Origin of the sequence: Bradyrhizobium genosp. SA-3, from assembly GCF_004212635.1 — a bacterium.
Taxonomy (GTDB): Bacteria; Pseudomonadota; Alphaproteobacteria; order Rhizobiales; family Xanthobacteraceae; genus Bradyrhizobium.
The window spans coordinates 1-19,470 of record NZ_PSRT01000148.1; the positions used below are offsets into that span (position 1 = coordinate 1).

Genomic DNA, 19,470 nt, shown 5'->3' on the forward strand with positions numbered 1-19,470 from the left:
AGGTTCGGGCAACGCATTGTCCGCGCTCGGCCTGACCGGCTCCACCGGCACGGGCACCGCCTTCACGGCGAGCCGTTCCGCGGCGTCGGGCGGCGTCTCGGGCAAGACCTTGACCTTCTCCTCCTTCAACGGCGGCACGGCGGTCAACGTCACCTTCGGTGATGGCACCGGCGGCACGGTCAAGACGCTCGATCAGCTCAACACGCAGCTTCAGGCCAACAACCTGACGGCCACGATCGACGCCAACGGCCTGCTCACGGTCTCGGCCACCAACGACTATGCGTCCTCGACGATCGGATCTGCCGTCGCTGGTGGCACGATCGGCGGCACGATCACGACCTCACTGACCTGGACGAACGCGACGACGCCGACCGTCGACGCAGTTGCCCAGGCCACCCGCTCGAACCTGGTTGCCCAGTACAACAACATCATGACGCAGATCGACACGACGTCGGTGGACTCCTCCTTCAACGGCGTGAACCTCTTGAACGGCGATCAGCTCAAACTGGTGTTCGACGAGACCGGCAAATCGAGCCTGAACATCACCGGCGTGACCTTCAACTCGAAGGGCCTGGGTTTGGCTGGCCTGGTGCAGGGTGTCGATTTCATCGACAACTCCGCGACCAACAGGGTGCTGGCCAAGCTGAACGCAGCCTCGAGCACGCTGCGTTCGGAAGCCTCGACGCTCGGTTCGAACCTCTCCGTCGTGCAGGTGCGTCAGGACTTCAACAAGAACCTGATCAATGTGCTCCAGACCGGCTCGTCCAACCTGACGCTGGCCGACACCAACGAGGAAGCGGCCAACAGCCAGGCGCTGTCGACCCGCCAGTCGATCGCGGTCTCAGCGCTATCGCTGGCCAACCAGTCGCAGCAGAGCGTGCTCCAGCTGCTCCGCTAATAAGCGTCTGAAATCACGGAACTAAAACCGGCGGCGGGGCTTCGGCCCCGCCGCTTTTTTCGTTCGTGCAAAAGTTCGATGGAGCCCGTGTTCCGAGCCGGTGAGGGCGCTAATCCTGCATTAACCCTATCCCTTAAGTCGCCGTTAACCATACTTTAAAGGACAGCCCCTAAAACTCGACAAAAGCCCGCTTTCCAGATCGGCGAGCCCGATTCGTATCCGGTTCAAAAGGAAGACCGCCAATGTCCAACATCGTTCTCTCGGCGTCAGTTCGCCAGAACCTGTTGTCGCTGCAATCAACGGCCGACCTGCTCGCCACCACCCAGTCCCGACTGTCGACCGGCAAGAAGGTCAACACGGCGCTGGACAACCCCACCAACTTCTTCACCGCGCAGGGGCTGGACAATCGGGCGAGCGACATCAGCAACCTGCTCGATGGGATCAACAACGGTGTGCAGGTGCTTCAGGCGGCCAACACCGGCATCACCTCGCTGCAGAAGCTGATCGACAGTGCCAAGTCGATCGCCAACCAGGCGCTCCAGACCACGGTCGGCTACTCGACAAAGTCGAACATCTCGACCACGATCCCCGGCGCGACGCCCGCGGATCTGCGCGGCACCACGAGCTACACTTATGCGACGGCGACCGGCAATGTCGTCACCAACGGCACGGCCGGCGGTACGACTCCGATCACCACTGGCACCACGCTCGGTGGCATTTCGCAATCCCTGACCGGTAACGCCGCTCCCGACGGTGCCGGCACCGCTGCCAGCCTGGCTACGGGTCTGACTCTGCTTGGTACACCGAGCGCCACTACCATCGCGACGAACGGTGCTCCATCGGACGGCGACGTCCTCATCGTCGACGGCAAGACCATCACCTTCAGGGCCGGGGCTGCACCTGCGGTCGCCAACGTTCCGGCCGGCTCCGGCAAGAACAACAACGTCGTCACCGACGGTAATGGCAACTCCACGGTTTACCTCGGAACAAACGCTTTGCCGGCTGCAACTGTCCAGGACGTGATGGATGCGATCGATCTCGCAAGTGGCGTGCAGAAGGCTGCGATCGCGGGCGGCACCGCAACCCTGTCGAACTCCTCGGGCACCAACGCTTCCATCGCCGGCGGCCAGCTCACGCTCACCACCGGCACCGGCGCCGATCTCAGCATCACCGGCAAGGCCGACTTCCTCAAGGCGCTGGGCCTGACGACCGCGACCGGCTCCGGCAATGTCAATGTGACCAAGGCGCGTCTGACAACCTCAGCCACGCTGGGCACGCTCGTTCAGGACGGCTCCACGCTCAACGTCGACGGCAAGACAGTCACGTTCAAGAACGCGGCCGTCCCTGCCGCCGCGCCGACGGGGTCGACCAAGATCGGCAACATCGTGACCGACAACAATGGCAACTCCATTGTCTATCTCCAGGGCGCAACCGTCCAGGATTCGCTGAACGCGGTCGACCTGGCATCGGGCGCCGGCATCGTCAGCGCCGGCGCCGTGGTCGCGGCGAGCGGATCGTCGCTGTCCTCGGTCGTCAACGGCGCTCTCAAGCTCAGCACCGGAACCACCGCAGATCTGTCGATCACCGGAACGGGCAACGCGTTGTCCGCGTTCGGGCTGACCGGTCCGACCGGCACGGGCACCGCCTTTACCGCGGGCCGCTCGCCGGGTCCGGGCAGCATTTCCGGCAAGACGCTGACCTTCACCTCCTTCAACGGCGGCACGCCCGTGAACGTCACCTTCGGCGACGGCACCAACGGCACGGTCAAGACGCTCGACCAGCTCAACAACCAGCTTCAGGCCAACCACCTGACGGCGACGATCGACGCCAACGGCGTGCTCACGATCACCACCGTCAACGAATACGCCTCTTCGACGCTCGGCTCGGTGACCGCCGGCGGCGCCGTCGGCGGCACGATCACCGGCACGGTTGCCTTCACGACCGCGCAGCCGCCGATCCAGGATCCCGTGGCGCAGACGGCGCGCTCCAATCTGGTCAACCAGTTCAACAACATCCTGGCGCAGATCGACACCACCTCGCAGGACGCTTCGTTCAACGGCGTCAACCTGCTAAACGGCGACACGCTCAAGCTCGTCTTCAACGAGACCGGCAGCTCGACGCTCAGCATCAACGGCGTGGTGTTCAACGCGGCCGGCCTCGGCCTCAGCAACCTCGTCAACGGCGTCGACTTCATCGACAACGGTGCGACCAACAAGGTGCTGGCGAGCCTGAATGCGGCCTCGAGCACGCTGCGCTCGGAAGGTTCCGCGCTCGGCTCGAACCTCTCGATCGTGCAGGTGCGCCAGGACTTCTCGAAGAACCTGATCAACGTGCTGCAGACCGGCTCGTCCAACCTGACGCTGGCCGACACCAACGAGGAAGCAGCCAACAGCCAGGCGCTGTCGACCCGCCAGTCGATCGCGGTCTCTGCGCTGTCGCTGGCCAACCAGTCGCAGCAGAGCGTGCTCCAGCTGCTCCGCTAATCTCGCAGCGCAGGACAATGAACGGGAATATCGTGGCGGAGCTGATGCTCCGCCGTTTTTATGGAGATCGCTAAGACAGGATTAGCTGAGATCGATGCGCATCATGCGAGACGTGTTTACAGCGCGCGTGTGCACATCTAGCTTCGCGATGAAGAGGGACTCCGCGACCCGTAATAAACCGGAGGGCTTCCAAGCACACACGTAAGCAAATCTTAAGCGGTGCTGCCTAGGGTTGGGAAAGAAATCCTTAAGCGCGTTCAACGGGCTAGGTAAACTCCAAGGTGTGATTGATGTCGAATTCTGCTGCCTCAGCTTATGCGCGTGTTGCAACGACCACCGCATCTCCTCGCGACATCGAGGCGCAGACTCTGCTCAAGGCCGCGAACAAGTTGCAGGATGCCGTCAACAGCGCCGATCCACTCAGCGAGCAGACCATGCAGGCCCTGATGTTCAACCGCAAGCTCTGGACGATCTTCTTGAGCGAGGCCATGCGTGACACCAATCCGCAGCCGCTCGACGTCCGGCAGAAGATCGCCAACATCAGCGTGTTCGTGCTGAGCCAGACCGCAGCATTGCAGATGAGCCCGCAATTCGATCACTTCCGTCCGCTTATCGAGATCAACAGGAATATCGCTGCCGGTCTGTCCGGCCGACCGTGATCGCGAACATCATGAGCTCTCGACCGTCGTTCTCACAGGCCAAGTTCGACGCCTGAGCGTCAGGCGCTGCGGTCGGTGCTGAGCGGACGCGAGGGTTCGGACTTCAGATCAAGCGCATGGAAATAGGCCCGCCGGCGCAGCATCGCTTCGTCGGGAAACTGATTGACCACCGCGTCGGTCCTCTCGTTGACGACCTGGAAGACGAAGGATGCGGCCGCCTGGTCGAACACGACCTGACGCGAGACGTTCTCGTGGTTCGGCAAATCATTGCGTACGGGCGCGCCCGTATCGCTCGCGGCGACCGTCTGGCTCACCGGCAAATCAGTTTGCACAGCCTCGTTCGCCGCCGCGTTCGACGTCGTTACGATCTGCACGGGGGCCGGGATCCCCACCGGCCGGATGCTGAAATCTGTACTCATGGCAGCCTCCTGGTTGCCTTGCTTGAGTCAAATCCCAACCCCTCTAATCGCGCAAGCATGGAACACCAAGCCTGAAGGTCCGGTTAGGGAACATGCCTAACCGCGCGACGACATCGCCGCGCGGTTTTTTATAAAATTGTCTCTTGTTATTGCGGGCGCTCAGAGCGAGCGGCTGACCGCGAGCGGCGTGATGTGGCGCGGGCCGGGAGCCGCGCGACGACCGGCGGCGGTATAGGTGTTCGGCACGTTGCGCTTCTGGATCTCGGCATTGACGCCGCGCACGACGCTCTCGGACACGGCGTGTGCGGTGGCGAGCACGGTGAGGTTGACCTGAAGCATCGCGCGGAACGCATCGTGGTGGCGATGCAGCGTCGAGAGCAGCTCGGGCGCGGATTTCGCGAGCTGGGCCTGGTTCGCCTTCAGATGGCTGACGGCGCCGACATAGTTTCGCGACAGCTCCTGCTTCTTGCCCTCGAGCGTCATCGCCTCACGGACCTGGCCGGCGCGGACGAGCTCGGTCTCGCGCTCGATCAGCCCGAGCAGGGCGCTCATCGCATCCATCAGGTTCTCGGCAAGCTTGCGTGCCTCGGCGTTGCCGGGCGCGGTGTTCGGACGCTGCGCTTGCATCGGCTGACGTGAGGCGTTGAAATGGTTCATCTCGTTTGACCTTATGCCGTGCGGATCGTTTTCGCCTGCTGCATGATCAGGGTGCGGTAGACTTCGTTGGCGATGCCGACGCCGCCGGCCTTGGCGAAGTTCTTGGAATGTTGCTCCGTCAGCATCGAACGCCAAACCCCGGTGCCGGGCGTGTCGCCGAACGGGCCTTCGCCCTTCAGGCCGGAGGTCATTTGCGAGAACATGCTGTTGAGGAACATCGCCTCGAAATCGGTGGCGGTCTTCTGCGCCTTGGCCTGCTGTTGCGGCGAGACCTTTTGCAAGGCGCTCGCGAGCTCGAAGTCCGGCCGGCCGTTGCGGCTCTCGACCGAAAAGGCCGAAGAGTTGGAGACGCGCGGGGTGTTGATCGTGCCGGTCTGCATCACATCACCTCGATATCGGCTTCGATTGCGCCGGCGGCCTTGATCGCCTGGAGGATGCTGATCATGTCGCGGGGACCGATGCCGAGGCCGTTGAGGCCGTCGACAAGCTGCTGGAGCGACACGCCGTCCTTGACCACGGCCAGTTTTTTTCCGTCCTCGGTGACGGTGACGGCGCTGCGTGGCGCGACCACGGTCCGCCCTCGCGACAACGGGTTGGGCTGGCTCACCTGCGGGCTCTCGGAGATCGTGACGGTGAGGTTGCCTTGCGCAACCGCAACCGTGGCGACGCGGACGTCGCGGCCCATCACGATGATGCCGCTCCGCTCGTCGATGATGATCTTGGCGGCGAGATCGGGATCGACCTGGAGTTGCTCGATCTCGGTGAGGAAGGCGACGACGTTGCCCTTGAACTCCGGCGGGATCGACAGCTGCACCGTCGAGGGATCGATCGGCTCGGCAGTCTTGACGCCGAGATAGTCATTGACGGCGGCTGCGATGCGCTTGGCGGTGGTGAAGTCGGCGTTGCGCAGCGCCAGGCGCACGTTTGGCAGGCGATTGAGCGCGAATTCGATCTCGCGCTCGATGATGGCGCCGTTGGCAATGCGCCCCACGGTCGGCACGCCGCGCACGATTTTCGCCGCTTCACCCTCGGCCTGGAAGCCAGAGATCGCGAGCGAGCCTTGCGCGACAGCATAGACGTTGCCGTCGGCACCTAACAGGGGTGTCACGAGCAGGGTCCCGCCCTGCAGGTTCTTGGCGTCGCCGAGCGCGGAGACGGTGACGTCCATGCGCGTGCCCTGTGTGGCGAACGCCGGCAGGTTGCCCGTCACCATCACGGCGGCGACGTTGCCGGTGCGGATGGTGGCGCCGCGGATGTTGACGCCCATGCGCTCGAGCATCGCTTGCAGCGACTGCTTGGTGAAGGGGATGTTGTTGAGCGTGTCGCCGGTGCCGTTGAGGCCGACGACGAGGCCGTAGCCGATGAGCTGGTTCTGCCGCACGCCCTCGATGTTGGCGAGGTCCTTGATGCGCGATGTCGCGCTTGCAGGCGTGACCGAGAGCGCCAGCGCTGACAGCGCGGCACAGGCCACCCCAACAATCCTCACCCAACGAACGCCTGACATCCTCTGCTCCCCAAGGCTCCTAAAAAGGCTCCTCAAATCGAAGGACCGGCTGCGACACTCCCATGACGAGCTGGTCCGGCGCTTTCCTTGCGAGCGCTGTGCCAACCCGGGGCAGCGAGGGTAGGTGGCTGAATAGGTTGAATAAATCTGTTCCGACCGGTGTCAGCCGGCGTTCGTCCTGAGGAGCGAAACTGCCGCCTGTCGGCAGATTTTGCCGAGCCGTTTACGCGCCGTTAACCATAAAACGGCGAAGGTGAGGCATCGATCACCCGGATTGCTGCGATGCGCATCTACGGACGGAACGGCACCACGCTTGGAGCGCCGGCCAGCCAGGCCAGGCGGACGGGATCCGGCACCTTCGTCCTGCCCGACACCTCGTCGGCGCAGGAGACGCGGAGTGCTGCCGCGCCGAAAGCCGCCGCCAACATCGATGCGCTGCTTGCACTGCAAGGCGTCGAGGAGGATCCGGTCGCGCGCCGCAAGCGCTCGGTCGCCCGCGGCAGGACCGCGCTCGACGTGCTCGACGATCTCAAGATGGGGCTCCTGTCCGGCAATCTCGAGGCGTCGACCGTGATGCGGCTGCGCGACGCTGCGGCGAACCTCAAATCGTCGTCGGGAGATCCCGGTCTGGACTCGGTGCTGTCCGAGATCGAGCTCCGCGTCGAGGTCGAACTGGCGAAGGCCGGGCAGGCGTAAGGCAGGCATTCGCCTTTAGCAACTTCGAAAACTTTCTCGTCGTCGTCCGGCTTGCCGCCTTCGCTGAAGCTTCGGCGGCCGAGCACCCTTGTGGCCCCGGCGTAGCCTTGGCGGAGCCGGGACCGGGCGACCCAGTATTCCAGAGACAGTCGATTTTGAATCGAGAGGCCGCGGCGTGCTGGATGCCCGGTCAAGCCAGGTCAAGCCGGGGCATGACAGCGGAGGTTGGGACGAAACCGCGCGTCGCTTCACAACGCGCCTACGCTGCTTCCTCCTTCTGCTGTGCGTCGTAGCGGCGCTGGGCGGCGAGCACGTCCTTCAAATTCTGCTCGGCCCAATCGCGCAGGGGATCGACCGCCGCCGCCAGCGTTAGCCCGAGCTGCGTGATCGAATATTCCACCGTGACAGGCACGGTCGCGATGGCGCGGCGCCTGATCAGGCCGTCGCGTTCGAGCGATTTGAGAACCTGACTCAGCATCTTCTGTGAAATGCCTTCGATCGTGCGGCGCAACTGATTGAAGCGCATCGGCTCCTCGCGCAGCAGCAAAAGGATCAGCACCGCCCATTTGTCGCCGACGCGATCGAGGATCTGGCGCGTCGGACAGTTCGCTGCATAGACGTCGGGCTTCATCGTCGGGTCCTCGGATTCCATTCGGTCGTTTGCGAATAGGCACGCCGGTTACTCCAGCGTTATCAGGTAAGCACAAAGTGCTCTCTTAACACCAGCATTCTTTGCGATATCTAGTCACCATTAGTTACTTTAGAAGCAAAGGAGCCTTCCATGAAAATCGCAGTCGCCGGCGCCTCGGGCCGGGCCGGGTCGGAAATCACCAAGGAACTGTCCCGTCGCGGCCATAGCGTCACCGCCATTGCCCGCAACCCGGAAAAGATCGCGGCCCTGCCGAACGTCACGCCCACCAAGGGCGATGTGCTCGATCAGGCCGGCTTGGCCAGGCTGTGGGCCGGGCACGATGTCGCCGTGAGTTCCGTGCACTTCCTGGCCAGCGATCCGCTCAAGCTGATCGGCGCTGCGAAAGACTCGAAGGTGGGTCGTTACCTCGTCGTCGGTGGCGCTGGCAGCCTCGAGGTCGCTCCGGGCGTGAAGCTGGTCACGACTCCCGGATTTCCCGCCCAGTACAAGGCCGAGGCCGAGAAGGGTTCCGCCTTCCTGGACCTGTTGCGACAGGAAAAGGACCTGAACTGGACCTTCATATCGCCGTCCGCGCTGTTCGTCGAGGGCGAGCGGACGGGCAAGTTCCGGCTCGGGACCGACCAGCTTCTCGCAGATGCGAACGGCAAGAGCTGGATCACCTTCGCCGACTACGCCATTGCGCTCGCCGACGAGATCGAGCGGCCGGCCCATCTGAGGCAGCGTTTCACGGTCGGTTACTGAGCCGGCAGCCGCCCCCGGGTCTTTGCGGATAAACGTTCTTGTGCAAGGACTTGGGGGTGGCCCCCGAGCGATGAGGGAAATATTGTCTGTCATAGGAGGCCGCTATATAAGGCCCCGCTCAACGGACCCCGTTCCGTTTGCGAGTCGTTGCTTAGACAGATAGGCCGCCCTTGGAAAAGTTGAAAAACTACCGACCGACCGACAAAGAGCCTTTCATGAACGACCGGCAGAAGGAGTACTTCCGATTGAAGCTCCTCGCCTGGAAGGATGAGATCCTCAAAGAGTCCAAGCTCACCCTGCAAGCCCTGCAGGAGGAGAACGTGAACCACCCCGATCTTGCCGATCGGGCTTCGTCCGAAACCGACCGTGCCATCGAACTCCGCGCCCGCGACCGCCAGCGCAAGTTGATCTCCAAGATCGACGCCGCGCTTCAGCGTATCGAGGACAACACCTATGGTTATTGCGAGGAAACCGGCGAGCCGATCTCGTTGAAGCGGCTCGAGGCCCGGCCCATCGCGACGCTCTCGGTGGAAGCGCAGGAGCGCCACGAGAAGCGCGAGAAGGTCTATCGCGACGAATAGAGCCCGAGCCGCAGAGTTGCGGCTCTTTGTTTTTGGACGCAAGGCGCCTTTGGGCGTCGCGATTGGCGTTTTGCCTGTCGCTTGAAACCCGCGCGCTTCAATGCGAGGGCGCAATCGCGAAAAGTGAATCGCGATCAACGCTCTAGACTCGATTCCTCCGGGCTCACGTGAAGGTCGGAATGAGAAACAAACCTTCACTTCAGGTGCGGGAGGTTTTGCGAGTCGCATCAACGAGATCGACTCGGATGTTGAGGCGTTGATCCAGCAGCATCAAGCATCGCTGTAATCACGCTTCGAGCGCCGGCCGCGGAACCGCATGGCGCGCGCATAAAGCCCGGACCAGCTCAATATTTCCTTAAACGCGGGGAGCACCCCGTCAGCTGCCCGCCGCCCGCGCTTGTCAGGCCGGAGCGGGGATGCTGAAGTGTCGCCCTCGAATGCGTAGCGTGGGAGGCGGCGCCGATGGACAGGATTCTCGAAGCCGCAAAGGCGATCGCGCTGGCGCGCCGCAACCATGCGCCGCTCGCGGCGCTGAAGCGTCCCCCGGCCGATGAAGCCGAGGGCTATCAAGTCCAGCGTGCCCTGCACGATCTCCTGCTGCCCCATGTCGGGCCGCTCGTCGGCTACAAGATCGGTTGCACCAGCCAGGTGATGCAGGACTACATCGGCATCCCGCATCCCTGCGGCGGCGGCGTGTTCCAGAACGGCGTCCACGAGAGCGGCGCGAAGCTCGCCGCCTCCAACTATGTCCGCGTCGGCGTCGAATGCGAGATCGCGGTGCGACTGAAGCGTGACCTTGCCGCCGGCGAGGCGCCGTTCACGGCCGAATGGGTCGGCGAGGCGGTCGAGGCCTACCATGCCGCGATCGAGATCGTCGACGATCGCTACGTGAAGTGGGAGACGATGGGCGCGCCGACCCTGATCGCCGACGATTTCTTCGCCGCCGGCTGCGTGCTGGGACCCCTGGTTCCGCGCTCGTCCGTGCCGGATCTGATGGCGGTGAAAGGCCGCGCCATCGTCAACGACGAGGAGGTGAGCCAAGGCACCGGCGCCGACGTGCTCGGTCACCCCCACAACGCGCTCGCCTGGCTCGCCAACCATCTTGCCGCCGAAGGCAAGGGCCTGCACGCGGGGCAACTCGTGCTCACCGGCAGCCTAGTGAAGACGCTCTGGCTGAAGGCCGGCGACAAGGTGCGGATGGAGCTGGACGGGCTGGGGACGGTGGAGGCGGAGTTTACGTGAGGCGTTGCGGCACCCTCCGCGGTCATTCTCCGCGAAGGCGGGGAATCCAGTAGGCCGAGGCTTTTCGGTTCATCACTGATGTCTCGGAATACTGGATCGCCCGCTTCGCGGGCGATGACAGTTGAGAGGGCAGATTGCGCTCGGCCAAGCTCGTCATTGCGAGGAGCTCTTGCGACGAAGCAATCCAGAGTCTCTCCGCGGAGGCAGTCTGGATTGCTTCGCTTCGCTCGGGTGGATCACAGGTGACGACGGGACATCCCGGCCTTCCCTGCGCGAATGGTTTTAACGGTGTCCTTCGTGCTCTCCTCGGGGAGCGATGCACTATTGCCCGTCGCCTTGCGGATGGCTGATGCGCGCACCCGGTCGGGCAGCTCGCATCACCGCACGGCTTGACGCACAGACCCCGGGCGTCAGGACCACACGATTTCTCCGTCCGCGCACATCCTCGCCGGACCCTCGATGGCTGGGGCGTGCGCTCACCATCGAGACCTGCGCGAAAACGCTGTCAGCGTCGTGTCGTATCGCGCACGCGGCTGCTCACGGAATTCCCGCCCTGCAACCAACATTGCGCGCCGACGCCGTCGCGGCCACCGCATTCCATCCCGCGTTCCGTGACGATCGCGATACGCCCTCTTGTGGACAAAACGAGAACATAATGCGGTGACCGGAGCGAGTCAACAAAAATTTTTAAAAATCCGAAATTGTGGAGGGGCGATTTGAGCTTTGATAGCAAAACTGCTATAAGTCACGGAGCGGGAAATGACCGGCCGTAAGCCGACAACTTGGATTGGCTCGTCCCTGCACGATCTGCGGGCATTTCCGGACGAGGTTCGCCGCGTCATGGGATTTGCGATCGACGATGCGCAGAACGGTTCGGAGCATCCGCGCGTCAAGGCGTTGAAAGGATTTGGTGGGAGGAGCGTGCTTGAAGTTGTCGATGACTTCGACGGCGACACCTTCAGGGGCGGTCTACACGGCTCGCTTTGCGGGCAGGATCTATGTTCTTCATGCTTTTCAGAAGAAGTCGAAGAGGGGAATCGAGACGCCCAAGCATCGCATCGACCTCATCAGGGCGCGTTTGAAGCTCGCCGAGGCTCACTACCATGAGAATTACGTCAAGGAAGACCGCAAATGAGCGATGACAAGAACATCACGGTCGGCAGCGATAATGTGTTTGCTGATCTCGGCTTTGCCAATCCCGAGGAGGAACTGCTCAAGGCCAAGCTCGTTCGTGAAATTCGCGATATCCTCAAGCGTCGGAAATTCACTCAGGCAAAGGCCGCAACTTTGTTGGGTCTGAAGCAGCCCGACGTTTCCAGCCTTGTCACCGGGCGTGTCGGCAAGTTCTCGATCGAACGTCTGGTGCGCTGCCTGGATCGGCTGGACTACAAGGTCGATTTGGTCGTGCGTCAGAAGCCGCGGCGCGGCTCGTCGCGGCAAGCTGCTGCTTGACCAACTGAGAGTCTTTCCGCGGCGACAGTCTGGATTGCTTCGCGGAGCCTGCCAACGGGACCGCGCTTTGCGCGGCCCCGTTGGCTCGCAATGACCGAGGCTGAGGCCGCGCTTGAGTGCACCAACTGGCCGTGAAGCCATCGGCTCGCAGCCGCCTTTCGCAAAATACATGCGGCCCTCGCCAGGGGAGCTAGCGAGGGCCGCGTCGTACATCGTCGTTCGCGCCTAGGTTCGCGAACACGATGTGGGAGCTCTTAAAGAGGCTTAGAAGGGCAGCAGCACGTCCATGACCTGCTGGCCGTAGCGCGGCTGTTGCACGTCCATGATCTGGCCGCGGCCGCCATAGGCGATGCGGGCCTGCGCGATCTTGCTTGAATCGATGGTGTTGTCGCTCTGGATGTCTTCGGGGCGGACGATGCCGGCGACCACGAGCTCGCGGATCTCGTAGTTGACACGGATCTCCTGCTTGCCCTCGACCACGAGGTTGCCGTTCGGCAGCACCTGCGTCACAACCGCGGCGACGTTGGTCTGCAACGCTTCCTGGCGGTTGACCGAGCCCTTGCCGTCGGCTGAGGACGTCGAGTCGGTAGTGAGGAGACGTCCGGGGAGGACCTTGAGCGGCTGCGTGACTGTCTGGCTGCCGATGAAGTCCGTAATCCCTGAGTCTTCCTTGCTGGTCCGGCTGCGCTGGGTCTCGTTGGAGAGGTTGGCCTTGTCGGTGATGTTCACGGTCACGGTCAGGAGGTCGCCGACCTGGCGGGCGCGCTGGTCCTTAAAGAAGGCGCGGCTGCCGTTGCGCCACAGCGAGTTCGGATTGTAGGAGGCGACTTCCGGCTTCGGCATCGGCATCTGCACCGGCTTATAGCCGGGCTGCGTCGTCGGATTGTCGATCGCCGACAATTTTGGTTGCTCGCCAATCTGCGACAGGCGGTCGATCGAGGAGCAGCCGGATGCGAGCGCGCAGGTCGCCAGCAGCAGGGCAGAGATCGCGATGCGACGAAGGCGGGAAGCCGAACTGAACGGAGACATGACTTACTCTGACTTGGCTGGAGCTTGCGAGACGCGAACTTGCGGAATCTGGGCTTGTGCGATCTGGGCGGCAGACGCCGGCGCCTGGATCAGGCTCTGCGCCAGGGCTGCGGCCGCCGGCACGTCGTCACGCTTGATCGACGAGGTCTGCTCGACCGCGGGCGCCATCGGTGCGGACTGGCTTGCGCCCTGGACCGTGACCTGGCCGCGGCCGGTGACGACGCCGGTCAGCGTACGCTTGGATTGCAGGTTGAGCACGCTGACGGTGTCGCCCTCGGCGCCGCTCTCGATCGCCTTGCCGCGCGTGGTGAGATAGAGGCCGGGCACCTGGTAGATGATGGTGACGGTCTGATCGCGCACCACGAAGTCGGGCTTGACGATGTCGGCGACGCGGATCGGCATGCCCGCCCGCATCGGCCGGCGCAGCTGCATGCCGACGGTACGATCGCGCGAGGCGGGCTCGCCGGTGACCTCGGCCTTCGGCCGCCGCTCCAGCGAGACGTCGGAGGATTTCAGGAGCTCGGTGCGGTCGATGTCGCGCGTCAGCACGGCCACTTCCACCGTCTCGATCGCGGTGCCGGTGAAGCGGAGCTTGGTCGGCGCCGGATTGTTGTCGTTGTTGATCTCGAAGGCGACGTCGAAACGGCCGCTGCGGGCGTCATAGCGGGTTGCGACCGGCTGGAGCGCACCGGTGTTGGAGGCGTCGAGCCGCATGTCGGAGATGCCGCGGTCGAACGTGACCGTGATGTTGGCGGCGTCGCCAAGGCCGAAGCGGCGCTCGAGCGTCGAGGCGACCGCGGCTTCGAGGTCCTTGCTGGCGAGCGTGCGGGCGAGGCGGGTGACCTGGACCTCCTTGATGTCGCCGGTCATCACGCCGATCACTTGTTTGGCGCGGAGCACCGACAACACCTGCGCGACCGTCAGCGTGCCGGTGGTGCCGAGATCGGGCGAGCGGTAGACCGGGATCAGCGCGGCCGATCCGGCGTTGTCGATGAGATCGCCGACCCGCACCACGTCCGAGGTCACGCTGACGCTTCCGCGCAGCGTCGGCGCTGCGATGAAATCGTCGGCCGCCGCTGCCGGCAGCGCCAGCGCGAGAAGAGCGGAGATGGTGGCAAGGGTGGTTCGGATCATCGTCATCACCTCAGCGGAACAGCGCCGTGGTCGATTGCATCATCTGGTCGGCGGCGCTGATCACCTTGGCGTTCATCTCGTAGGCGCGCTGGGCCGCGATCAGGTCGCTCATCTCCGAGACGACGTCGACATTGGCCTGCTCGAGGCTTCCTTGCGTGATGTTGCCGTAACCTTCGGCCGTCGCGGTGCCGTCCTGGGGCGGGCCGGAGGAGGGCGTCTCGGTGAACTGATTGCTGCCGACGGGCTGGAGGCCCGCCTTGTTGATGAAGCGGGTCAGGCCGATCTGGCCGAGGATGGTCGAGGTCGACGAGCCCGGCAGCGTCACCGAGACCTGGCCCTGGACGTTGACAGTCAGGCCCGAGGCGTTGTTCGGGATCGTGATCGTCGGCTGCACCGGGTTGCCCTGCGCGGTGACGATGCGGCCCTGATTGTCCATCTGGAAGGTGCCGTCGCGGGTGTATTGGTAGGTGCCGTCGGGCATCAGGATCTTGAAAAAGCCTTCGCCCGAGACCGCGAGGTCGAGATCGTTGCCGGTCTGCGACAGCGTGCCCTGCGTCATGCTGCGCGGCGTGCCGACGGTCTTGACGCCGCCGCCGATGTCGACGCCCACCGGCAGGATGGTGCCCTGGTCGGACGACTGCGCGCCGACGCGGCGGACATGCTCGTAGATCAGGTCCTGGAACGCCGCGGTCTGCTTCTTGAAGCCGGTGGTGCGCAGGTTGGCGATGTTGTTGGAGATCACCTGAACGTTGAGTTCCTGTGCCGCCATTCCGGTCGCTGCGGTGTGAAGCGCCTGCATGTCAGTTCTCCCTCAATCAGGCCGGAACGTCGGCGAGCTTCTCGATCGCCGATTTGTGGAGGTCGCTCTGCTGCTGGAGCAGGTTGGCGATGGCGGTGTAGCTGCGCATGACTTCGACCATGCGGCTCATCTCGCCGACCGCATTGACGTTCGACTTCTCGACATAGCCCTGGCGCACGCTGGACTTGGTGTCGGCCTGCGGGACGGCGGAGCCTACGTCATAGAGGTTGGCGCCGAGCTTGGTCAGCTTGGTCGGATCGTCGAACGAGGCCATGCGGATCTTGCCGCGGATCGAGTCGGTCTTCGCCGTGCCCTCGAGCACCGTGATGGTGCCGTCGGGTGCGACGTTGATGTCGTGGTCGGTCGGCTGGAAGGTGATCGGGCCGCCGGTGCCGAGCACGAGGTTGCCGTCGGAGGTGACGAGCTGGCCGGTGCTGTTGAGCGAGAATTTGCCGTCGCGGGTGTAGCGCTCGCCGCCATTGGCCTGCACCGCGAAATAGGCGTTGCCGTCGATCGCCATGTCGAGCGGGTTGTTGGTCGGCTCCATCGGCCCCTGGCCGACGTCGCGGAAGGTGCCGCGGTCCTGCACATAGGAGACACGGCGGTCCGTGCCGATGAAATTGTCCTCGCGCGCGTTCGAGTTGAGGAACTCCTCGAACAGCGAATGGTCGGCCTTGAAGCCATTGGTATTGGCGTTGGCGACGTTGTTGGCGATGACATCCATCTGCCGTTCCAACGTCATCTGCCGTGACAAGCCGATCAGAAGCGCGTTCTGCATCGGAAATCTCCCCTGAGTGAGATCTGCCAGCTCGCTCTCCCAAGCGCCTTGGCGGACCCCGTGAACGAGACCGTCTGGTTCTCCCAAACCGTTCGGTCTCGGCCCTTTCTCAGCGAAAGCCGTGCCAACTCGAAAAATCATGTAATTTCAATATCTTGATGAGTTTTGAGGGGCGCGGGAGGGCGGCAGAAAGGTTCTGTTAGCCATGTTTGCCCGGCAGATTTTTCCTAGCAGAGGCCCAATCGAAAGATTCCGTTAACCATTATTACCGTAGCGTTTGCCATGAAGAGGAGCGCATTGCGCCGGGGGCATTTGTATCGCGTCACTGTCTGAGGCTTCGCTCTATCGACCCCTTTGAGAGATCCGGGCGCGGCGACCATGGCAGAGAACGAAGCGGAAGGCGGTGCAGCCGCCGAGGGCGCGGAAGCCGCTCCGCCGAAGAACAAGCTCAAGCTCATCATCATGGCCATCGGCCTGCTCGCCATCCTCGGCGGCGGTGCTGCGACGTGGTTTTTCTTCTTCCGTCACGGCGACGACGAGCACCACGCCGAGGCGGCGCCGCCGCCGAAGCCGCCGGCTTTCGTCGACGTCCCCGATATGATGGTCAACCTCGCCGGCGCGCCTGGCGAGCGCGTGCAATATCTGCGGCTGAAGATCGTGCTGGAGCTGAAGGAAGAGAAGCAGATCGAGGCGATCAAGCCGACCATGCCGCGCGTCACCGACATCTTCCAGACCTATGTGCGCGAACTGCGCCCCTCCGATCTCAACGGTTCCGCCGGCATCTTCCGCCTCAAGGAGGAGCTGACCAAGCGCGTCAACGCGGCGGTCGCCCCGATCCAGGTCAGCGCGGTGCTGTTCAAGGAAGTCGTGGTGCAGTGAGGGTGATGAGCTAGCACCATGGCCGGCAACGAGCAGATGGACCAGGATGCGATTGCCGCCCAATGGGAGGCCTCGCTTGATTCCGAGGATCCCGCGGAGGCCGCAAAGGCTGCCGCCGAGAACGAATTATCCGAGACCATGGCCCTGCAATGGGCGGCCATGGTCGAGGACGGCAGCCGCGATCTCGGCACCGGCAAGAACTCCGGCGAGCGGGTGCTGTCGCAGGAGGAGATCGACAATCTCCTCGGCTTCACCGTCGGCGACGTCACGCTCGACGACCATTCCGGCATTCGCGCGATCATCGATTCGGCGATGGTCTCCTACGAGCGTCTGCCCATGCTCGAAATCGTCTTCGACCGCCTGGTGCGGCTGTTGACGACGAGCTTGCGCAATTTCACCTCCGACAACGTCGAAGTCTCACTCGACCGCATCACCTCGGTGCGCTTCGGCGACTACATGAACTCGATCCCGCTGCCGGCCGTGCTCTCGGTGTTCAAGGCCGAGGAGTGGGAAAACTTCGGCATGGCGACGGTCGATTCCAATCTGATCTACTCGATGATCGACGTGCTGCTCGGCGGTCGCCGCGGCACCAGCCAGCTCCGCATCGAGGGGCGGCCCTACACCACGATCGAGACCGAGCTGGTCAAGCGGCTGGTCGAGGTGGTGCTGGCCGACGCCGAGCAGGCGTTCCGGCCGCTGTCCCCGGTGACCTTCACGATCGACCGGCTCGAGACCAATCCTCGTTTCGCCGCGATCAGCCGTCCCGCCAACGCCGCGATCCTGGTGCGCCTGCGCATCGATATGGAAGACCGCGGCGGCAACATCGAACTGCTGCTGCCTTATGCGACCATCGAGCCGATCCGGGGCGTCCTGCTCCAGATGTTCATGGGCGAAAAGTTCGGCCGCGACCCGGTCTGGGAGGGGCATTTCGCCACCGAGATCGTGCAGGCCGAGATCGCCGTCGATGCCGTGCTCTACGAGGCCGACATTCCGCTCAAGCAGTTGATGCGGCTCAAGGTCGGCGACACGCTGCCGCTCGAGATGCGCGCGGATGCCAACGTGTCGGTGCGCTGCGGCAGCGTCACGCTGACCGAAGGGCGGATGGGTCGGGTCGGCGACCGGGTCGCGATCCGCGTGACGAAACCCCTGCGCAAGCCAAGTACGACACTTGCGATGTTCGAGAAGGTGGACGAGCAGAACAAGATGATGGAGGCCCCATGAACCACTCCCTGGGAATGGCGATCGAGTCGTTGGTGGCTATCCTGCTGATGCTGACGATCGTCTACTGCGTCATGCTCAACAAGCGCCTGACGCGGCTGAAGGCGGACGAGCATTCGCTGAAGGCGGTGATCGGCGAGCTGATCACCGCGACCGAGATCGCCGAGCGCGCGATCGGCGGGCTGAAGCTCGCCGTGCGCGACGTCAACGAGAACCTCGGCAGCCAGCTTGCGGCGGCAACCCAGATGTCCGACCAGCTCTACAAGCAGCTCGGCGAAGCCGACAACGTGGTGCGGCGCCTGTCCAAGATCGCGATCGCCGCGCGCCCCGTGACCAATCCGGAAATGGTTGCTGCGCCCGCGGCCAAGCCTTCGTCGGCGAAGGCGGTGGCGGCGGCGGCCGAAGCTTTCTCCGAGCGCCGACGATCCAACGGCATTGCCGCATGAAGTCAGGGTATGAAATCCTTTCGTAACATCCGCGTCATCCCGGTCGTCCTGGTTGCCGTCGCAGGTCTCGCCACGCTGAAGGTCGCGGGCCTCGTGATCAATGGCGGCTATGTGTTCGACTACAAGCCGAACCAGGCCAAGAAATCCTGGGCGCAGGAGAATCTGAACTTCCCGACCGGTCGCGAGGACCCCGACATCACCGGATCGACCCATGGCGCGCCGAAGGAGGCGCCGAAGCCGGCTGCTCCCGAGACCAAGCCTGAAGGCACCGTGGTCAAGATGGACGAGGCCCAGCCGCAGGTCTCTGCCTCCGAGCGCGCGATCCTCGAGCGGTTGCAGGCCCGCCGCCAGGAGATCGAGGCCCGCCAGCGCGAGATCGACATCCGCGAGAGCCTGCTCAAATCGGCCGAGAAGCGCATCGAAAACAAGGTCGAGGAGATGAAGGCGGTGGAAACCCGCATCTCCGCGACCCAGGCCGAGCAGAAGGCCGCCGAAGCCCAGCGTATGAAGGGCCTCGTCACCATGTATGAGGGCATGAAGCCGAAGGATGCCGCGCGGGTGTTCGACCGGCTCGAGATGGGCGTGCTGATCGAGATCGCCTCGGCCATCGCGCCGCGAAAGATGTCGGATATCCTCGGGCTGATGTCGCCCGAGGCGGCCGAGCGGCTCACGGTCGAGATGGCCCGCCGGGCCAATGGCGGCGGCGATCAGTCTGCCTCGGCCGGCGATCTGCCCAAGATCGACGGCAAGCCGACGCAAAAGCCGAATTGAGACGCTTTGCGTGTCTAGTTCGCGAACGCCTGTTGCGCCCTGCGAACAGGCGGGTGCAACTGCTTCTCCACACGAGGAAGGGTTTTGAGCTGCTGCTTGATCAGCGCGGCCTTTGTGACGCGAGTCACGAGCTGCAGCGTGCTATGGCAACAGGAGCATTCATATACTTTCAGGGCATATCCTCTGGCGATCGGAACGATCGCTACGACCGCTCTTGCCCTGCTACACACAATGCAACCGGCTTCTCCGCTCATTGATTACCCCCATAGCTAACCAATCGATTCGCATCGCCGAGATCACATCTGATTCAGAGTCGCGTGCGAAGCGCAACGCCTCGAAGGTTGTGAGTGCGCGCGCTCAGCAACTCGTCAAGGCAGCACATCAAGCTCCCGTTGCGGGTGCAGCTGCGGCAGGCGGCATCTTCTGAGACTG

The 19,470-nt window shown here is 63.6% G+C and carries 22 protein-coding genes and 1 pseudogene; 14 read left to right on the plus strand and 9 right to left on the minus strand.

Annotated features, from left to right (window positions below):
- From CWO91_RS35075 to flaF, 3 genes are all read left to right on the plus strand, one after another.
- The coding region (locus CWO91_RS35075; protein WP_283811053.1) for a flagellin at nucleotides 1-898 on the plus strand (898 nt) is incomplete at its 5' end.
- A 242-nt stretch (nucleotides 899-1,140) separates the two neighbouring features.
- Nucleotides 1,141-3,381 carry a DUF1522 domain-containing protein gene (locus tag CWO91_RS35080; protein WP_128932810.1) on the plus strand — a complete coding sequence of 747 codons (2,241 nt, stop codon included), beginning with the start codon at nucleotides 1,141-1,143 and terminating at the stop codon, nucleotides 3,379-3,381.
- A gap of 290 nt (nucleotides 3,382-3,671) precedes the next feature.
- Nucleotides 3,672-4,040 (plus strand): flagellar biosynthesis regulator FlaF, encoded by a 369-nt coding sequence (flaF, locus tag CWO91_RS35085; protein WP_027560338.1) that lies wholly within the window; start codon nucleotides 3,672-3,674, stop codon nucleotides 4,038-4,040.
- Between the two features lie 59 nt (nucleotides 4,041-4,099).
- Here flaF and CWO91_RS35090 read toward each other — a convergent pair whose 3' ends face one another.
- The 4 genes from CWO91_RS35090 to CWO91_RS35105 form a co-directional block, all read right to left on the minus strand.
- A complete protein-coding gene (locus CWO91_RS35090; protein WP_091898036.1) occupies nucleotides 4,100-4,459 on the minus strand; it encodes a hypothetical protein in 360 nt (119 codons plus the stop codon).
- Nucleotides 4,460-4,618: 159 nt separating this feature from the next.
- Entirely contained in the window at nucleotides 4,619-5,116 is a 498-nt protein-coding gene (locus tag CWO91_RS35095) for a hypothetical protein (protein WP_130220054.1), read from the minus strand.
- Nucleotides 5,117-5,127: 11 nt separating this feature from the next.
- Nucleotides 5,128-5,496 (minus strand): flagellar assembly peptidoglycan hydrolase FlgJ, encoded by a 369-nt coding sequence (flgJ, locus tag CWO91_RS35100; protein WP_165405937.1) that lies wholly within the window; start codon nucleotides 5,494-5,496, stop codon nucleotides 5,128-5,130.
- Entirely contained in the window at nucleotides 5,496-6,620 is a 1,125-nt protein-coding gene (locus tag CWO91_RS35105; RefSeq protein WP_128932813.1) for a flagellar basal body P-ring protein FlgI, read from the minus strand. The genes flgJ and CWO91_RS35105 overlap by 1 nt, the downstream gene beginning before the upstream one ends.
- A gap of 282 nt (nucleotides 6,621-6,902) precedes the next feature.
- On the opposite strand from CWO91_RS35105, the gene CWO91_RS35110 reads away from it, so the two are divergent.
- Nucleotides 6,903-7,316 carry a flagellar assembly protein FliX gene (locus CWO91_RS35110; protein ID WP_130220056.1) on the plus strand — a complete coding sequence of 138 codons (414 nt, stop codon included), beginning with the start codon at nucleotides 6,903-6,905 and terminating at the stop codon, nucleotides 7,314-7,316.
- A 259-nt stretch (nucleotides 7,317-7,575) separates the two neighbouring features.
- On the opposite strand, the gene CWO91_RS35115 is transcribed toward CWO91_RS35110, so the two are convergent.
- Nucleotides 7,576-7,947: a winged helix-turn-helix transcriptional regulator gene (locus CWO91_RS35115; RefSeq protein WP_091898026.1), complete on the minus strand. Its 372-nt coding sequence runs from the start codon at nucleotides 7,945-7,947 to the stop codon at nucleotides 7,576-7,578.
- Nucleotides 7,948-8,097: 150 nt separating this feature from the next.
- Here CWO91_RS35115 and CWO91_RS35120 point away from each other — a divergent pair, with 150 nt between their 5' ends.
- From CWO91_RS35120 to CWO91_RS35145, 6 genes and pseudogenes are all read left to right on the plus strand, one after another.
- Nucleotides 8,098-8,709, plus strand: a complete 612-nt coding sequence (locus tag CWO91_RS35120; protein ID WP_130220057.1) for an NAD(P)-dependent oxidoreductase — start codon at nucleotides 8,098-8,100, stop codon at nucleotides 8,707-8,709.
- Nucleotides 8,710-8,924: 215 nt separating this feature from the next.
- Nucleotides 8,925-9,290 (plus strand): RNA polymerase-binding protein DksA, encoded by a 366-nt coding sequence (dksA, locus tag CWO91_RS35125; RefSeq protein WP_128932817.1) that lies wholly within the window; start codon nucleotides 8,925-8,927, stop codon nucleotides 9,288-9,290.
- Between the two features lie 462 nt (nucleotides 9,291-9,752).
- Nucleotides 9,753-10,532, plus strand: coding sequence for a 2-keto-4-pentenoate hydratase (locus CWO91_RS35130; protein WP_130220058.1), 780 nt, complete (start codon nucleotides 9,753-9,755; stop codon nucleotides 10,530-10,532).
- 840 nt (nucleotides 10,533-11,372) lie between these two features.
- Nucleotides 11,373-11,435: pseudogene (locus CWO91_RS45625) on the plus strand (type II toxin-antitoxin system RelE/ParE family toxin); the annotation flags it as partial.
- A gap of 34 nt (nucleotides 11,436-11,469) precedes the next feature.
- The gene (locus CWO91_RS45630) at nucleotides 11,470-11,667 is read left to right on the plus strand and encodes a type II toxin-antitoxin system RelE/ParE family toxin (protein ID WP_433995597.1); all 198 of its coding nucleotides are present in this window, start codon (nucleotides 11,470-11,472) and stop codon (nucleotides 11,665-11,667) included.
- Entirely contained in the window at nucleotides 11,664-11,984 is a 321-nt protein-coding gene (locus CWO91_RS35145) for a helix-turn-helix domain-containing protein (protein WP_130220059.1), read from the plus strand. The genes CWO91_RS45630 and CWO91_RS35145 overlap by 4 nt, the downstream gene beginning before the upstream one ends.
- Before the next feature lie 264 nt (nucleotides 11,985-12,248).
- On the opposite strand, the gene flgH is transcribed toward CWO91_RS35145, so the two are convergent.
- Genes flgH through flgF form a run of 4 tightly spaced genes read right to left on the minus strand, consistent with a single transcriptional unit; the run spans nucleotide 12,249 to nucleotide 15,724 of the window.
- Nucleotides 12,249-13,013, minus strand: coding sequence for a flagellar basal body L-ring protein FlgH (gene flgH / locus CWO91_RS35150; protein WP_128943253.1), 765 nt, complete (start codon nucleotides 13,011-13,013; stop codon nucleotides 12,249-12,251).
- A gap of 3 nt (nucleotides 13,014-13,016) precedes the next feature.
- A complete protein-coding gene (gene flgA, locus CWO91_RS35155; RefSeq protein WP_165405938.1) occupies nucleotides 13,017-14,147 on the minus strand; it encodes a flagellar basal body P-ring formation chaperone FlgA in 1,131 nt (376 codons plus the stop codon).
- 10 nt (nucleotides 14,148-14,157) lie between these two features.
- Nucleotides 14,158-14,946, minus strand: a complete 789-nt coding sequence (flgG, locus tag CWO91_RS35160; RefSeq protein WP_091898014.1) for a flagellar basal-body rod protein FlgG — start codon at nucleotides 14,944-14,946, stop codon at nucleotides 14,158-14,160.
- Nucleotides 14,947-14,962: 16 nt separating this feature from the next.
- Entirely contained in the window at nucleotides 14,963-15,724 is a 762-nt protein-coding gene (flgF, locus tag CWO91_RS35165) for a flagellar basal-body rod protein FlgF (RefSeq protein ID WP_130220061.1), read from the minus strand.
- A 378-nt stretch (nucleotides 15,725-16,102) separates the two neighbouring features.
- On the opposite strand from flgF, the gene fliL reads away from it, so the two are divergent.
- The 4 genes from fliL to CWO91_RS35185 are packed head-to-tail and all read left to right on the plus strand — an operon-like array spanning nucleotide 16,103 to nucleotide 19,038.
- Nucleotides 16,103-16,603 (plus strand): flagellar basal body-associated protein FliL, encoded by a 501-nt coding sequence (gene fliL / locus CWO91_RS35170; RefSeq protein WP_130220062.1) that lies wholly within the window; start codon nucleotides 16,103-16,105, stop codon nucleotides 16,601-16,603.
- A gap of 18 nt (nucleotides 16,604-16,621) precedes the next feature.
- Nucleotides 16,622-17,824, plus strand: a complete 1,203-nt coding sequence (gene fliM / locus CWO91_RS35175; RefSeq protein WP_091898008.1) for a flagellar motor switch protein FliM — start codon at nucleotides 16,622-16,624, stop codon at nucleotides 17,822-17,824.
- A complete protein-coding gene (locus tag CWO91_RS35180; protein ID WP_130220063.1) occupies nucleotides 17,821-18,267 on the plus strand; it encodes a DUF6468 domain-containing protein in 447 nt (148 codons plus the stop codon). Before fliM ends, CWO91_RS35180 begins: the two co-directional genes overlap by 4 nt.
- A 9-nt stretch (nucleotides 18,268-18,276) precedes the next feature.
- Nucleotides 18,277-19,038: a MotE family protein gene (locus CWO91_RS35185; protein ID WP_130220064.1), complete on the plus strand. Its 762-nt coding sequence runs from the start codon at nucleotides 18,277-18,279 to the stop codon at nucleotides 19,036-19,038.
- Nucleotides 19,039-19,470 lie beyond the last annotated feature (432 nt).